Annotated in this window: 11 protein-coding genes; 6 read left to right on the top strand and 5 right to left on the bottom strand. The window is 68.1% G+C overall.

The annotated features are described in order from the left end of the window. Positions 1-9 precede the first annotated feature (9 nt). Genes ACQPYM_RS29825 through ACQPYM_RS29815 form a run of 3 tightly spaced genes read left to right on the top strand, consistent with a single transcriptional unit; the run spans position 10 to position 2446 of the window. Positions 10-870, top strand: coding sequence for an ABC transporter substrate-binding protein (locus tag ACQPYM_RS29825; RefSeq protein ID WP_433007100.1), 861 nt, complete (start codon positions 10-12; stop codon positions 868-870). Next, on the top strand, positions 867-1718 hold the full coding sequence (locus ACQPYM_RS29820) for an amino acid ABC transporter permease (RefSeq protein WP_433007097.1): 852 nt from the start codon (positions 867-869) through the stop codon (positions 1716-1718). The genes ACQPYM_RS29825 and ACQPYM_RS29820 overlap by 4 nt, the downstream gene beginning before the upstream one ends. Next, positions 1715-2446, top strand: a complete 732-nt coding sequence (locus tag ACQPYM_RS29815; protein ID WP_433007094.1) for an amino acid ABC transporter ATP-binding protein — start codon at positions 1715-1717, stop codon at positions 2444-2446. Before ACQPYM_RS29820 ends, ACQPYM_RS29815 begins: the two co-directional genes overlap by 4 nt. Before the next feature lie 109 nt (positions 2447-2555). On the opposite strand, the gene ACQPYM_RS29810 is transcribed toward ACQPYM_RS29815, so the two are convergent. From ACQPYM_RS29810 to ACQPYM_RS29800, 3 genes are all read right to left on the bottom strand, one after another. Continuing rightward, entirely contained in the window at positions 2556-2972 is a 417-nt protein-coding gene (locus tag ACQPYM_RS29810; RefSeq protein ID WP_433007091.1) for a YciI family protein, read from the bottom strand. A gap of 63 nt (positions 2973-3035) precedes the next feature. After that, positions 3036-3683 (bottom strand): response regulator, encoded by a 648-nt coding sequence (locus ACQPYM_RS29805; RefSeq protein ID WP_433007088.1) that lies wholly within the window; start codon positions 3681-3683, stop codon positions 3036-3038. Next, positions 3635-4933: a sensor histidine kinase gene (locus ACQPYM_RS29800; RefSeq protein WP_433007085.1), complete on the bottom strand. Its 1299-nt coding sequence runs from the start codon at positions 4931-4933 to the stop codon at positions 3635-3637. The genes ACQPYM_RS29805 and ACQPYM_RS29800 overlap by 49 nt, the downstream gene beginning before the upstream one ends. A 237-nt stretch (positions 4934-5170) precedes the next feature. Between ACQPYM_RS29800 and ACQPYM_RS29795 the strand changes: the two genes are divergently transcribed. The 3 genes from ACQPYM_RS29795 (at position 5171) to ACQPYM_RS29785 (ending at position 7369) form a co-directional block, all read left to right on the top strand. Then, positions 5171-6226, top strand: coding sequence for a fatty acid desaturase family protein (locus ACQPYM_RS29795; RefSeq protein WP_433007082.1), 1056 nt, complete (start codon positions 5171-5173; stop codon positions 6224-6226). Between the two features lie 102 nt (positions 6227-6328). Further along, complete coding sequence (locus ACQPYM_RS29790; RefSeq protein ID WP_433007079.1) at positions 6329-6586, top strand: hypothetical protein; 258 nt, start codon at positions 6329-6331, stop codon at positions 6584-6586. 18 nt (positions 6587-6604) lie between these two features. Then, entirely contained in the window at positions 6605-7369 is a 765-nt protein-coding gene (locus ACQPYM_RS29785; protein WP_433007076.1) for an alpha/beta fold hydrolase, read from the top strand. Here the strand turns inward: ACQPYM_RS29785 and ACQPYM_RS29780 are convergent. Together ACQPYM_RS29780 and ACQPYM_RS29775 are read right to left on the bottom strand one after the other, a co-directional pair. After that, positions 7366-7830, bottom strand: coding sequence for a hypothetical protein (locus tag ACQPYM_RS29780; RefSeq protein WP_433007074.1), 465 nt, complete (start codon positions 7828-7830; stop codon positions 7366-7368). The genes ACQPYM_RS29785 and ACQPYM_RS29780 overlap by 4 nt on opposite strands. A gap of 52 nt (positions 7831-7882) precedes the next feature. Then, positions 7883-15391 (bottom strand): Ig-like domain-containing protein, encoded by a 7509-nt coding sequence (locus tag ACQPYM_RS29775; RefSeq protein ID WP_433007072.1) that lies wholly within the window; start codon positions 15389-15391, stop codon positions 7883-7885. Positions 15392-15595 lie beyond the last annotated feature (204 nt).

The following is a 15595-nucleotide window of genomic DNA, read 5'->3' as shown; positions in this document are numbered from 1 at the left end:
GCTGCTGCCATGACTGCTCGTTCTGCCCTGGCCGTCGTGGCCGCTCTCGCTGTTGTCGGACTGGCCGCGTGCGCGCCCGAAGATGACTCTGCCGGTACTGCGGCGCCGCCCGCGTCGGCTGATGCCTGCAGCAAGGACAAGCTTGCGCTGAAGACCGCTGGGACGTTCTCGGTCGGCACCGACAAACCGGCGTACGAGCCGTGGTTCTCGGGCGACGACCCGTCCAACGGCAAGGGGTACGAGTCGGCCGTCACCTATGCGGTGGCCAAGAAGCTCGGGTTCGAGCCGGCCGAGGTGAAGTGGCTGACCGTGCAGTTCAACGCCGCGTTCGCGCCCGGGCCGAAGAAGTTCGACCTGGACGTCAACCAGATCTCGATCTCCGAGGACCGGCGCAAGGCGGTCGACTTCTCCACCGGGTACTACGACGTCCGGCAGACCGTCGTCACCACCGAGGGCAGCAAGATCGCCGGGGCGACCACGATCGCCCAGCTGGCCGACGCGAAGCTCGGTGCGCAGGTCGGGACGACGAGCTACACCTCGCTCCGCGACGTGATCAAGCCGAAGCAGCAGCCGGCCGTGTTCGACACCAACGACCTGGCCGTGCAGGCGCTGAAGAACAAGCAGATCGACGGGATCGTCGTCGACCTGCCGACCGGTTTCTACATGACCGCGGCGCAGCTCGACAAGGGCAAGATCGTCGGCCAGTTGCCGGCCGGCGGCGCGGCCGAGCAGTTCGGGTTCGTGCTGGAGAAGGGCTCGAAGCTGACACCGTGCGTGTCGCAGGCAGTCGACGCGCTCCGCGCTGACGGCACGCTGGCCAACCTCCAGAAGCAGTGGCTGACCGCAGAAGGCGCCCCGGAACTCTCGTGAGCGACTGGCAACCGTCGGCCCTCCAGCAGGAGCGATTGAAGTATCGGCGGCAGAGAACTGTCAGGTCTGGACTGATCGCCGGGATCAGCACCGTCGTGCTGGTCGGGTTGGTGGTGCTGGGCGTCGGGTCGACGCCGGGGTGGCCGCGGGTGCGGTCGACGTTCTTCGACTTCGATCGCGGCCTGGAGGCGTTGCCGGTCGTCGCCCAGGGGTTGTGGCTGAACATCAGGGTGATGCTCGTCTGCGCCGTCCTGATCGTGATTCTCGGTCTGACGCTGGCGATCATGCGCACGCTGCGCGGGCCGATCTTCTTCCCGTTGCGGATGTTCGCCGCCGCCTACACCGACATCTTCCGCGGGTTGCCGTTGCTGCTGGTGATCTTCCTGCTCGGCTTCGGCGTACCGGCGCTGCAGTTGCGCGGTCTGCCCAACCAGGCGGTGATCTGGGGTGGGGCCGCCCTGGTGCTCACCTACTCGTCGTACGTCGCTGAGGTGTTCCGCGCGGGAATCGAGTCGATCCACCCGTCGCAACGCGCCGCGGCGCGCTCGCTCGGGCTGTCGCATCGGCAGACGCTGCGTTTCGTAGTACTGCCTCAGGCGGTTCGTCGGGTGTTGCCGCCGCTGCTGAACGACTTCGTCTCACTGCAGAAGGATTCGGGCTTGATCGCCGTACTGGGTGTCATCGACGCGATCCGCGCGGCGCAACTGGAGACCGCCGAGGACTTCAACTTCACGCCCTACGTCGTCGCCGGGCTGCTGTTCGTCGCGCTGACGATCCCGCTGACCAGGCTGACCGACTGGGTCGCGCGGCGACAGGGCTGGTACGGCGCCGGGGGAGGTGTGGTGTGAGCCTGTTGTCGATCCGCGGTGTGCGGAAGTCCTTCGGGACCAACCTGGTGCTCGACGACTTCAGCCTGGAGGTCGAGGCGGGTGAGTGCGTCGTCCTGATCGGTGCCTCCGGCTCCGGCAAGTCGACGCTGCTGCGTTGCGTGAACCTGCTGGAGACCGTCGACGACGGCGTGATCGAACTGGCCGGCGCCGACATCACCGACCCCCGCGTCGACACCGACCGGGTGCGTTCGGGGATCGGCATCGTCTTCCAGGCCTACAACCTGTTCCCGCATCTGTCGGTGCTGGACAACGTCACGCTGGCCCCGATCCGCGTCCACGGCGTACGCCGGGACGTCGCGCGCACCCGGGCGTTGGAGATGCTGGACCGCGTCGGCCTGGCGTCGAAGGCGTCGGCCAAGCCTGACGAGCTGTCGGGCGGGCAGCAACAACGAGCCGCCATCGCCCGGGCCCTGGTCAACTCCCCGAAGCTGATGCTCCTCGACGAGGTGACCTCGGCCCTCGATCCCGAGCTGGTCGGCGAGGTGCTGGATCTGCTGACCGAACTCAAAGCAGAGGGCATGACCATGCTGATATGCACCCACGAGATGACGTTTGCCCGCTCGGTGGCAGACAAGGTCTGCTTCCTCCACCACGGCCGCCCCCTCGAGGTCGGCCCACCGTCGCAGGTCCTGGAACACCCCAGAGAACCCCGCACCCAGGAGTTCCTCCGCCGAATCCGGCTGTGAGTGTGCCGAACGACAGGAGGTAGTGGCCGGACTGCGCTTTCCAGCCGCCGCCTCGAGCGTGGCAGCCAAAGCGGAGGCCGACTACCTCCTGTCGTTCGGGACAGTGAGGTCAGCCGAGTGGGTTGAGTTCCTCGAAGTCGGAGTCGTCCATTACGCGGCGGACGCCGATCGGCTGCTGGAGTGGGACGCCGCCGGGGCCGGGGACCTGGGAGACCAGGGCGGCGATCTCGAGGGCTCGCTCCAGGGAGTCGACGTCGACCATCTGGAAGCCGGCCAGCATCTCCTTGGACTCCACGAACGGGCCGTCGGTGACGACCGGCGCGGCCTTGCCGTCGGAGACCACCGTCTTGGCCTCGTCCGGCCAGGTCAGCGCGAGGTGCTCGACCAGCTCGCCGCTGGCCCGCAGCTCCTCGTTCAGCTGGGTGTAATAGGCCATGTGCGCCTTGATGTCCTCGGGGGCCCACTCGGTCATCGGCGTCTCGATGACACCGGGGCTGTAGTCCACGGTGATCAGGAACTTGGTCATCTCAGATCTCCCATCGCTGTAGTGCGTACACCCGGAGACGGAGCCGGCCGCAGCTTCTCGACATCACCGGGACGACAAATACGTGAGCACCGCCATCACACGCCGGTTGTCGTCCTCCGAAGGCGGCAGGTCGAGCTTGGCGAAGATGTTGTTGGTGTGCTTCGACACGGCCTTCTCGGTCACGAACAGCGCGCCGGCGATGGCCGCGTTCGAGCGTCCTTCGGCCATCAGGCCCAGTACTTCGGACTCGCGCGGGGTCAGCCGCCCGATCGGTTCGTCCCGCGTGTTGCGAGCCAGCAACTGGCCGATCACGTCCGGGTCCATCGCCGTGCCGCCGGCCGCGACCCGGCGCACCGAGTCGAGGAAGTCGGCCACGTTGGAAACCCGGTCCTTGAGCAGGTAGCCGACCGCGCCACCGCCGCCGGTGAGGAGCTCGCGGGCATACAGCTGTTCGACGTACTGCGACAGCACCAGCACCGGCAGTCCCGGCACTTGCCGGCGGGCCTCGATCGCGGCCTTCAGACCCTCGTCGGTGAAGGTCGGGGGCAGCCGGACGTCGACGACGGCCACGTCCGGCCGGTGCTCGACGAGCGCCGGAACCAGCCGGGGGCCGTTGTCGACGGCTTCCAGGACTTCGAAGTCGTGGGCTTCCAGCAGCCGGATCAGGCCGTCCCGGAGGAGGGCGTGATCTTCAGCGATGACGACTCGCAAGGCAACTCCATGATCACGGTGGTCGGCCCGCCGGTCGGGCTGGCCACGGTCAACGTACCGTCGAAGGCGGCCAGCCGCCTTTCGATACCGTACAGACCGCCACCGGGCCGCACCGTCGCGCCTCCGACCCCGTCGTCACCGACCAGGATGTGCAGCCGCTCGTTCTCGTGGGTCAGCTGCACCCACGCCGTCGTCGCCGCCGCGTGCTTGAGGGCGTTCGCCAGCGCCTCGGCCACCGCGAAGTACGCCGCGGACTCGACCGGCGCCGGCGGCCGGCCGGGCAGGTCGATGGTGACGTCGACCTTGAACGGCAGGCTCAGCGCGAGGGCCTTGACCGCGCCTTCCAGTCCGCGGTCGGCGAGCACCGGCGGGTGGATGCCGCGGACCAGGTCGCGCAACTCGGACAGCGCAGTACCGGCGGACTCGCGCGCCTCGGTCAGCAGCGCCGCTGCCTGGGCGGGGTCACGGGCGACCATCTCCTCGGCCATCCCGAGGCTCATGCTCAGCGCCGCCAGCCGGGCCTGCGCGCCGTCGTGCAGATCGCGCTCGATCCGGCGCAGCTCGGCCGCCTGGGTGTCGACGGTCTCCGCGCGGGAGTCGGACAGTTCGCGGACCCGGATCGCCAGCTGCGCGCTCTCGGTCGGGCCGAGCAGCGACTTCCCGACGTACGCCGCGCCCTTCAGCAGCCGCTCACCCGCGGCCAGCCAGATCAGGAAGGCGAAGAAACCGAACGGGATCATCAGGAAGCTGGTCGCCACGTTCACCGTGAAGAGGCCACCGAACGGCTCGGTGAAGACGCCGTCCGGGGTGACCCAGACCAGGAACGGGTAGATCAGGTAGAAGACCGAGGCGAGGAACAGCACCGCCGACAGCAGCGTGAGGGTGAAGCCGATCACCGCGTTCACCAGCAGCCAGGCGATGTCGCGCCAGGTCGCCGGGTCGGTCAGCGTGGTCCGGAGCCACATCAGGATGCCGGGCATCGGCGGCTTCTTGTACGGCTTGGGGATCGGGGTGCCGATCAGGCCGGCGTACAGGACGCGGTGGCAGTTGGCGTACCAGCGGACGCACGGGACGAACACCAGCAGTAGCGGGATGCCGACCCAGACCGCGATCAGCGGCACCGCGACGACGTTCAGGACGAAGAAGGCGATGCCGAGCTCGGCCAGCACCGCCAGGCCGAGCGCGATGAAGGGCTGCGCCAGGCGGGGGAATCGCATCGGCGCCTTCGGTGCCTGCTGCGTGATCGTCATCGCTGTGTCTCCCGGAAACATGTGGTGTGGACCAGATCGGTCCGGCAGTAACCATCATGACGGAGAGTCAGGCCGGGCTCAGTGGTGTTAGGTCCACTGTCAGGTGGGCACCTGCACCCCGCACGACCCGGGTAGTAGCACTCATGTTTTCGATCGCTTCAGCGACCAGGCTGGATGCACTACGCTGGCCCGCGGCTGAACGCCTAGGCCTCCCACCGCTCTGAGATGAGGACACCGATGGCGCAGCCCATTGCCCTTGCCCCTGACCGCGAACTCACCGCCACGAAGGGCAGTGACTTCGCGCCGCTGCTTCGCGAGATCAAGGAAGCAGGACTGCTGGAACGCCGTACCGCGTCCTATGTGATTGCGATCACCTTGAACGTGGCGCTGCTCGCGGCGACCTGGGCCGGTGTCGTCCTGCTCGGTAACTCCTGGTTGCAGTTGCTGCTCACGATTCCGCTGGCGATCTTCACCACCCGCGCCGCGTTCTTCGGTCACGACGCCGGCCACCAGCAGGTGGGCAGCTCCCGCAAGCTACACGACGTCCTGGGCATGCTGCACGGCAATTTCGTCTGCGGGATGAGCTACGGCTGGTGGAACGACAAGCACAACCGGCACCACGCCAACCCCAACCACACCGACAAGGATCCCGACGTCGGCGAGGGCGTTCTGGTCTGGACCTTGGAGCAGGCCGAGGGCCGCACCGGCCTGTACGGCTGGCTGACCCGGCACCAGGCGAAGATCTTCTTCCCGCTGCTGACCCTCGAAGGCCTGAACCTGAAGGTGTCGAGCGTGCTGTTCCTGGTCGGCCGCCGGGCCAAGCGCGAGGCCCGGATCGAGCTCGGCCTGATGGCCGCCCACCTGATCCTGTACTTCGGTGCGTTGTTCCTGATCATGTCGCCCGGTAAGGCGATCGCCTTCGCCGCGCTGCACCACGCACTGTTCGGCCTGCACCTGGGCAGCGTCTTCGCCCCGAACCACAAGGGCATGGAGATGCCGGACGCCGACACGAACTGGGGCCACCTGGAAAAGCAGGTGCTGACGTCGCGCAACGTGAAGGGCGGCCTCGTCACCGACTGGATGATGGGCGGCCTGAACTACCAGATCGAGCACCACCTGTTCCCGAGCATGCCGCGCGCCAACCTGCGCTTCGCTCAGCCGATCGTCGAGAAGTACTGCGAGCGGATCGGCATGCCGTACCTGAACACCGGCGTGATCGAGTCGTACCGGATGGGCCTCGGCCATCTGCACGAGGTCGGCAGCGAACTCCGCGACCAGACCAAGGTCGCCTGAGCCACGCCCGGTCGGTCCTGGCAAGGGTGCTGGGACCGGGCCGATAGGCTTGGGACTGCCATGGTGTCCCGGAAGAAGAAGCCTTCGAAGCACACGCGGCCGGTGAGTGACCGGCCGCTGCTGGGTGGGCATCAGACGCGGGAATCGCGGTCCGACGGGTCGTGGATGGTTCGGCAGGTGAGCGGGTCGGCGGCGGGCAAGTCGTACCGGTGTCCTGGCTGTGACCAGACGATCCTGGCCGCGACCCCGCACGTGGTCGTCTGGCCGGAGACGCCGAGTCTGCTGGCGTCGATCGGTGGCGGCCAGTCGCTGGACGAGCGCCGCCACTGGCACACCACCTGCTGGCAACGCCGCCGCTGAGCCCCTCGAAAGGTCTTGATGAAGCTTCCGGTCACGTCGTACGGCGAGAGTGGTTCGCCGGTCGTGGTGATGCACGGTCTGTTCGGCTCCAGCCGCAACTGGATGACCGCGGCCCGCCGTCTCGCGACCGGTCACCGGGTCTTCGCGTTCGACCTGCGCAACCACGGCACGTCACCGCACACGGAGACGATGAGCTATCCGGAGATGGCCGCCGACGTCGCCGAGACGATCGCCGGGCTCGGGGTCGGGCCGGTCGCCCTGGTCGGCCACTCGATGGGCGGCAAGACGGCCATGCTGACCGCTCTCTCGCACCCCGAGGTGGTGGAGCGGCTGGTGGTGGTCGACGCCGCGCCGGTCGGCTACCCGCCGGCCTTCGTCGAGTACGCGCGGGCGATGCGCACCGCCGATCTGTCCGCTGTGCAGCGGCGGGCCGACGTCGACGCCCAACTGGTCGAAGCAGTGCCGACGCCCGGCACCCGTGCCTTCCTGCTGCAGAACCTGATCCTCGACGACCAGGGCGCCCGCTGGCGGCCCAACCTCCCGGTCATCGAGGCGGCCCTCCCAGCGATCTCTGGCTGGCCCGAGGACATCACCGGCTCGTACGACGGCCCGACCCTCTTCATCTACGGCGGCAAGTCCGACTACGTGCAGCAGGACCACCGTGCCACCATCAAGGGCTACTTCCCGCAGGCGCAGTACGCCGAGATCCCCGACGCCGGCCACTGGGTGCACGCCGAACGGCTCGACGACTTCCTCGCCGCGCTCACTCCGTTCCTGCCTTAGCTCTCAGCCCGCCGTCCGCGTTTGGTCTTCTTGTACTTGCGGCTCGACCACCACAGCGGAACCGCGCCGCGTTCGTCGCGGGCGTCCGGCGGAACGATGAACTTCGGCTGGTTGAACAGCGTCACGCTGAGGTCGACCAGCAGCATCAGCAAAAACGCCGTCCCGAAGTACAGGTTGAGCCGGCCGGCGAACCGGCTCCCGTCACCGGTGAGGTACTGCTCGAAGAACCCCGCGATCAAGCCGAGTTCGAGCATCAGCAGGGCGCCCACCGCGGCCGGGATCGAGCGGATGAACCCGGCCCGGAACGCCTCGCTGAACGGCCACCACTTCGTCGCTTCCTCTTTCTGGATGTCAGCCTCGGACCGCCACAGTTTGGGCATCAGGACCAGGGACCCCAGGACCAGGAGGCCGAGCAGAACGATCGCGACGAGCAATCCGGTGTCGACGCTGCCCTCGTTCATCCCCAGCCTCCTGGTCGGTTGATCCGTTCAGCACTACCTTGGGTGATCGGCCTCAGCCGAACAAGCCGCCGATCGCATCACCCGCGCCTTCGAGGAGATCGCCGCCGACGTCCTGCACTGTGTCGGACACCGATTCGACCGCATCACCGATGCCCGTATCGAGCAACTCACTCGCTCCGAATGCCCCGATCCCGGCTCCGACGACCCCGCCGATGAACGCTCCGGCCGCAGTACCCGCACCGGGGATCAACGAACCGATCGCGGCTCCCGCCATCGCCCCGGCCTTCGCGCCGGCCATCGCGCCGCCGACCTCGATCCCGGTCTTCACACCGGCGGACACCGCGCGGTCGCCTTCGGCGAGGTGCTTGCCGAAGCTCAGGCCCGCGCCGAGCACGCCGAGCCCCCGGCCGGCCCAGGTTGCCTTCGGTGACCGTGCCCACCGGCCCAGGTCGCGCATCATGTCGTTGTGGCTGAGCGAGCTGTTGAACTTGCCGGCCAGCGACCGTACCCACGACCACTGGTGCTTCATGTGCTTGCCGGCCCAGCTGCCCCAGCCGCCGACCTCGGCCGGGCCTGCCATCGCCGGCCCCAGTACGTAGTCGGACAGGTTCGTGTACTTCTCCCACTCCCCGGCCGGGTACTCCGGACGTTCCTTCTCCTGCGGTACGTCGCCGGTGCCCTGAGTGATGCTGGGCGGAGGCGTCGGGGTCGGCGTGGTGGAGCCGCCTCCTCCGCCGTCGGCCAGCAGCATGTGGCCGTCGACCTCGACGAAGCTGACCGGGTTGCCCGCCGCCAGGCCATAGCGGTTGCCGCTCAGCGGATCGAGGGTGAGCTTCAGATCGCCCAGAGCGTTGGCGAACATGTCGGCCTGCAGGAACCGGCCGGTGTCCACGCCGTACCGGCGGGCGCCCATGTCGAGACTGGTGGCCGCCTTGGTGGCTGTCGCCGAGCCGGAGTCGAGCCGTTTGCCCGTGTAGCGGTAGGGGTTCAGCGGCGCCTTGTCGTTCAGGTCGCCGGTGGTCAGTCCCTGCGCGTCGTCATCGGTCGAGTCCTGCCCGCCGTAGGCGTCGTACCCGTACGACGCCTTGACCTGTCCGGCGTCACCGATCAGCTGGCTGACCGAGCCGTGCACGTCGTGGGAGTAGGTGAAGGTGTCGGTCTGGGTGGAACCGTTCACCGTGTCGGTCATCGAGACCCGGTGCCCGAAGGCGTCGTACGAGAAGGTCTTCGTCTTCGGGTTCGTGCCGCCGGTCTGCTTCTCCTCGGTGACGTTGTTGGTCAGGCCCTCGAAGGAGAAGTCGGTGGTCCGGGAGTTGGCCGCATCGCCGGTGTGGGTCTCCTTCTCCTTGGTGAGCCGGTCGAGGGCGTCGTAGGTGTACTCCGCGGAGTCGCTCACCGAGCCACCGGCGTACTGGCGCTGGCTGCTCAGCCGGTTCAGCGGGTCGTAGCTGTAGTCGGTGATCATCGACGCGCCGCCGTTCGGGCAGCTCGCCTGCGCGCCGAGGGTGACGCAGTCCATGTTGCCGTAGTCGTCGTAGCGGTAGTCGGCCGATTGGGTGCTGCCGGCCAGCTGCAGCTTCTTGATCTGGTTGGACTCGTAGTGCTTGTTCACCGTGTCGCCGTCGTCGGACTCGGTCGTCACGTTGCCGCCGCGGATGGTGTTGTCGGTGATCAGCATCGCCGGCTGGTCGAGGGTGTACCGCGCGACGTTGCCCTCCTTCTTCTGATGCTTGACCACCTTGCCGCGCGGGTCGTAGTCCCAGTCCTGCAGGCACGGCGTGGTCCCGACACAGGTGGTGACGCCGGTCTTGCCCTCGGCCCGCTCCAGGATGAACCGGTCGGTGGTGCGGTTCCCGTTCTCGTACCGGGTGCCCTCGTAGTACCCGACGTCGTGCGACTCGGTCACCCGGCTCGAACCGTCGTCCTTGAAGGCCAGCGTCTTCAGGTCGGCCAGCTTGCCGTTGTCGAAGTGCTTCCAGGTACTGCGCTGCCGCTGCTTCCAGGTGGACACGTCCGCGGTGCAGCCGGTCTTGGCCTTGAAGATGTCGCGCTGCTTCTCCCAGCCGGTGGCCCAGTAGTCGTTGACGATGCGCTGGTCGTCCTTGCAGTTGTCGTCGGTGCCCAGATCGCGCTGGTCGGTGAGCCAGTCGGCTCCGTCGTAGGTCAGCACATGCCGGCGCGGGGCCTTGGTCTGAGCGCCGGTGGAGGTGGACTCCTCGCCGTTCTCCAGCCGCTCGGAGACGTTGCCGTTCAGGTCGTAGGTGTACTGGCTGAACTTCCAGGTCGTCGCGTTCTCCTTGCGGTGCTTGACCTTCTCCGGCTGGTCGAAGCCGGTCCAGGTCGCGACCGTCTCGATCGGCTGGTCGTTGGCATCGGTCACCCCGGAGGCGTCGACACCGCGCAGGATGTTGTCGTTCGCGTCGTAGCTGTAGGTGCTGTCGTTGCCGTCCCGGTCGGTCCGGGTCTTGAGCTTGCCGTCGAGGAAGTAGTCCCAGCGCATCTCCCGCTCCAGGTCGGGAGTACCCGGCTGGCTCTTCTTCTCCGGGGTCTTGAGCTGCTGCCAGCCCTGGGCGAAGTAATCGAAGACCTCGAGCGGGTCGGTCGGCTTCTTGGTCGAGCGGATCCAGCCCGGGTCGAAGTACGTCATCTTGGTCTTCGCCGTGTCGCCGACGGCCGCCGGATCGGCGCTGGTGACCGGGAAGGAGGTCCAGGCCAGGTTGCCGTTCGCGTCGTAGGCCCGGTGCACGTACTGCTTCTCCGGCTCCGCGTTGCTGTACGGCTGGCCGGTCCTGACCAGCCGGTCGACCGGGTCGTAGTCGTTGGTGGTGACGTACTCGGTGAAGGTGGACTCCGTGTACGTCGTGGGCCGTCCGGCCGCGTCGAAGGCCCGCGGCGGCACGGTCTTGGTCTTGTTCCGGTTGGCGTCGTAGAAGATCAGCGAGGTGATCGTCTTGCCGTTGGCGGCGTCCAGGTTCTGGTCGGCCCGGACGGGCAGGTCGCGGACGTCGTAGCTGGTGACGGTCTTGTTCACCCGGCCGCTTTCGAGGTCGGCCTCGCGGACGGTGACGTTGCCGTGCGTGTCGTACGTCGTGCGGTTCGCGTGCCCGAGCGGGTCGGTCTGGGAGACCGGCCGGTGGGCGGCGTCGTAGGTGTAGCGGGTGGTGAAGTTCTGCGCGGCGGTCGCCGGGCAGGTCAGGCTGGTCAGGTTCGCCCGCGGCGAGGTGACCGAGCGCAGGTCACCCGCGAGGTCGTAGCAGAGCCAGGTCACCCGTGGCGCGTCCGCCGTCTTGCCGGTTTCAGCCTGCTTGATCACGCGGTCCAGGACGTCATAGGTGTACTGCGTGCTGTGGTCGAGCGGGTCGGTCGCCTCAGCGGTCAGCACTCCCTTCGGCTTGGTCTGCTCGACCAGCCGGCCCGCGTCGTCGTACCGGTACTCCGTGCGCTCGCCCAGTGGATCGACGCTCTTGTCCGGGTTCGCCTGCACGAGCAGCCGGTCCATCGCGTCGTACGAGCCGGTCCGGACGCCGGCGTTCTCGTCGTCGTCGACGAAGCCGCCGAAGTGTGGTTCGACCTGACGGGTGATGTTGTCGTTCGGGTCGAAGCCGGCCGAGGACCAGATCAGCTTGCCGCGATCCAGGGTGGTGGACTTCGGCGCGCTCTGCCGGCCCATCCGGTGGAAGGCGTCGTAGTCGAAGTAGGTCCGGTACGCCCGCTCGTCGGCGCCGCTCGCGGTCTGGTGGTTCGGGTCCTGGACCCACCGCAGTTGCCCGTCGACGTCGTACCCGAGGGTGGTGACTCGCAGGCCCGCCTCGTCGATCCGCGAGGGCTGGCCGGATGGGTCGTAGGCGTAGTTGATCGGTCCGCCCCGAGGCCGGTCGACCCGTGCCACCGTGCCTGGCGCGGACGAGCCGGCCAGGTTCCAGGTGTAGCGCGTCTCGAAGCCCGCCGGGTCACGCATCACGACCGGGTTGCCGGCTGTGTCGTTGGTCCAGGTCGTCTGGTGCGTGCTGCCCTTCGGCGGGAGGTGCTTGGTCAGCAGTCCCCAGTGGCCGGCCGCATCGCGGGTGTCGAGTTTGCGGTACTCGTACTGCAGCGTGGTGACCGCGCCTACCTGGTCACGCTTGGTCCGCAGGTAGCCGTTGTGGTCGTAGGTGAAGGCCTCGTAGGCGCCCGTCGGTTCGGTCACCTGGGCGACCTTGTGGTCGGTCGTCCAGCTGATCGCGGTGGCTTCCTCGTTCGGGTTGGTGATCCTGGTCGGCCGGCCGAGCGTGTCGTAGGCGTAGTCGGTGTCCCGGGCCAGCGGTGCGTTCACCGTGGTGACCCGGCTGGTCAGGTTGTAGCCGAAGGTCGTGGTCTTCGCCGAGCGGTTCGTCCGGCTCTTGAGTTTCCACCGCAGCTGGGGGCCCTCGGACGGGCCGTAGTACGCGAAGGTGGTCTCCGCGCCGCGCGGGTCGCGGATGCTGAACAGCCGGGTGGACTGGCTGGGTGTGTGCGGATCCGGGTTCACCCGGGCGGCCGGGTCAGGGATCGCCGGTCCGGTTCCGTTCGGCACGGTGTAGGTGAACACCACTGAGCGGTCGGCCAGCGGCGCTCCGTTGGCCTGGGTGCCGCCCCGCTGCACGATCCGGAGCAGGTTGCCGTCGTGGTAGTACTCGAAGTCCAGCACGGACCGCGAGTGGTCGTAGATCCGCTGGATCTTGCCGCGCACGTGCGCCTTCTTGGCCTCGTCCTTGCTGTAGTAGTCGATCTCGAAGAACCGGCCGCCCGCGTCGTGCACCTTGACGATCCGGCGCTTCGGCCCGCCCGGGTCCTCACCCGGCGGCGTGTCCTGCAGCTCGAACCGCAACTCGTTGCCGTTGCGGTCGGTGACGTAGGTCGGGTACCCGTCGGTGTCGAACCAGAAGGTGACGTTGTCGGGACGAGTCAGCGCCCAGTGCTTGACCGGATCGGTGGTGGACCGCAGGTACAGGTTGACGCCCGCGGGCTCGGTCCAGGTGGTCGTGCCGTCGGCGTTCGTCGTACCGGTGAACTGGTGCGTGGTGCCGTCGCCGTCGGTCAGTACGACGTACTTCCGCGACTTGCCGGTCAGCTCGTCGGCCTTGTTCGGGTGGATGTCCAGGCCGTAGCCCCAGCGGGTCAGGCCGGAGATCGACAACGAGACGTTGTTGCCGGCCGGGGACTCGGAATGGTCCTCGAGCGAGTTGTAGGTCAGGTCCAGCATGGAGGCCAGGCCACGGCCGGGCGCGTAGAACGGCGACCAGCGCCAGAGCATGTTGCCGTTGGCAACATTCGTCATCACGTTCACGCCGGCGCCGGCCTGCTCACCCTCGTACTGCCAGTACTTCTCCAGTCCGAGCGCGCCCTCCAGCCGCTTCTCCACGATCACCGGGTTGTCGACCGGCTTGTTGCCACGGCCGGCGTACCACTTGTTCAGCGTGGTCGCGTTGCGGTCGTAGATGTCGAACCGCAGCCTGACCTGGCTGAGGTCGATGCCGAGCGGCATGGCCGGCGGCTCCACCGTCACCGGGATGCGCTTGCTCTGCCCGGGTTGCACGGTCTGCGGGAAGTAGTCGGTGCCCGGGCCCTCGAACAGGACCACGCCGTCGTTGGTGTACCAGCGGTACCACAGCCGCAGATCAGTGTTGCCCGTGTTCCGCCAGGTCACCGCGCTGTTGTTGGTGACGGTGACGTCGGCCTGGAACGCGTTGGCCGACACCATGTCCGGCGGCGGCGGAACCTCGTCGATGACGTCCGGACTCGAGGACCTGGAGGGCTGCCAGGTGCTCTCCTGGTACTCCAGGGTGCTGTCCACGGGAGCACTCGCGAGGTCCTTCGTGCCGGTCGTTCCGGTGCCCGGATCCACCGACGTCGTGGCCAGTTCGTTGGACAGCAGCGTCGGCGGAATGGCGAACGCGTCGTCGCCGTTGCCCAGGACGTTCAGGTCGTACGACGCCCGGTACGCCGTGCCGGCCGTGTTCCCCACGGTGACACCGACCACGGTCGACTCCCGCACCCGGCCGCCCGCGTCGTACGCGCGCACCTTGAGCGAGTGCGGACCGTCGTACGCCGGGGTCAGCAGGTCGAGGGTGTTCCAGCTGGCCGACCAGGGGGCCGCAGTGTCGGTGGAGAAGACCTGGTCGTCGGCCAGGAACTCGACCTTCGTCACGCCGACGTCATCGGTGGCCGAAGCGCCCACTGTCACCGTGCCGCTGACCGTTCCTCCGTTCCCCGGCGAGGTGACGCTCGCAGCCGACGGCGCTGCCGAGTTGTCGACCAGGATGCTGCTGCCGGCGGAGGTGGTCACATTGCCGGCGTCGTCGGTGGCCCGGACCGTGACGGTGTGGTTCCCGGCGGCCACGGTGGTGGAGTTCCAGGTGGCCGTCCAAGGGGCGGCCGTGTCGGTCGCGACTACGGCTCCGTCGACCAGGAACTCGACCTTGTCGACCCGGCGGTCGTCGCCGGCCGCGGCGCTGAGAACAGCCGCGGTGCCCGCGACCAACTGGCCGGCGGCCGGCTCGGAGACCACTGCGCGGGGAGCGCGCGCGGTCGTGCCGTCGGTGTAGCTCAGTTGCAGCTTGGGACGGTGGGCGGCCACGGAGTAGTCGTCGCTGCGGTAGTCGAAGTAGGCCTGGACCGTGGGCAGCGTCTCGGCGGCGGTCTTCAGCATCAGGCCATGGTTCGGCGTACCGGTCACCCACTTCTGGACCAGGGACGTGACCGCGAAGTTGTCGACACCTGCTGCCGAGCGGGCCTTGGCCGCCACGGAGCCACTGATCGCCGCGTCGAAGGCGCTGCCGGCGGCCGCCCACTTCACGCCGCTCTGGGTCTCGTTCCAGGTCACGCCGGTGCCGTTGCACTGACCCGTGCCGGTGCCCTCGGTCCAGGGCTGCTTGACGCGATGGACGTTCACCTGGCCGACCGTGGAGGTGGTGGCGGCGTAGTTGAGAACCAGCGTCGCGCTGCTGACCGTCGCCGACGGGGGAATGTCGCGCAGGTCGAACCGCAGTACCGGCCGGTGGACCACGCCGTTGGTGGCAGGTCCGGTCCGCAGCCAGCCCGCGCTGCCGTAGTTGTAGTCGTTGTAGCAGGCGGCCGGAGTGCTGGTGTCCTGCGCGACGTAGGACGCCTCGCCGGACAACGTCTTGTCGGTCCTGCCTGCGACGGGCAAGGTCACCCGCTGTTCGCCCGACACGAGTGAGCCGACCACGATCTTGTACGAGAAGGCCGTCGCGGGCTTGGCCGTGGTGTCCCGGTAGCGGATGGTGCCGACGTCACCGATCGTGGTGAGCAGCGTCGCCGAGGACGGGGTGAAACCTGCTGTCGACGAGCGATGCACCTGGTAGCCGGTGAACGGCGCGGTGGTGTCGGCGACGTACCGGCTCCAGGCCAGCTCCGCGCCGTCGCTGTGCCGGGTGGCCGGCGCCTGGAGCGTGACTGCGACCGCGGCGAACGCCGCTTGCGGGGCGGGAAAGACCGGCAATCCCGCGCTACCTACGGTGCTGAGCAACAGCGCCCCCAGCACCACCCCTACTGACATCCGGAACCATCGCACGGCGGACATGCCCCACCCCTTCCCCAGTGACAGATCGCGGCCCACGCTGTCCGGGTTGGGGTCCTGGGGGAAGCCGTCCAGTCCGGCAATGGGCAACCTGGCGGCGACGGAATCCGGCAAGTTGCCGACATCACCCCGCGTTCGGCCGGTGCTGTCCGTGGTGAGACCAACACGCCGCAGGGTGGATTGTGATCCAGTTGAGACATAACGTGT

This window comes from Kribbella sp. CA-294648 (assembly GCF_050943845.1).
Taxonomy (GTDB): domain Bacteria; phylum Actinomycetota; class Actinomycetes; order Propionibacteriales; family Kribbellaceae; genus Kribbella.
The sequence above is the reverse complement of the archived record's forward strand: the minus strand, read 5'-3'. Positions and strand labels throughout refer to the sequence as shown.

Excerpts from the sequence above, each read along its gene's own strand:
- ACQPYM_RS29825 (WP_433007100.1), top strand. The coding sequence starts at position 10 with ATGACTGCTCGTTCTGCCCTGGCCGTCGTGGCCGCTCTCGCTGTTGTC.
- ACQPYM_RS29810 (WP_433007091.1), bottom strand. The coding sequence starts at position 2,972 with ATGACCAAGTTCCTGATCACCGTGGACTACAGCCCCGGTGTCATCGAG.
- ACQPYM_RS29800 (WP_433007085.1), bottom strand. The coding sequence starts at position 4,933 with ATGACGATCACGCAGCAGGCACCGAAGGCGCCGATGCGATTCCCCCGC.
- ACQPYM_RS29795 (WP_433007082.1), top strand. The coding sequence starts at position 5,171 with ATGGCGCAGCCCATTGCCCTTGCCCCTGACCGCGAACTCACCGCCACG.
- ACQPYM_RS29785 (WP_433007076.1), top strand. The coding sequence starts at position 6,605 with ATGAAGCTTCCGGTCACGTCGTACGGCGAGAGTGGTTCGCCGGTCGTG.
- ACQPYM_RS29780 (WP_433007074.1), bottom strand. The coding sequence starts at position 7,830 with ATGAACGAGGGCAGCGTCGACACCGGATTGCTCGTCGCGATCGTTCTG.
- ACQPYM_RS29775 (WP_433007072.1), bottom strand. The coding sequence starts at position 15,391 with ATGTCCGCCGTGCGATGGTTCCGGATGTCAGTAGGGGTGGTGCTGGGG.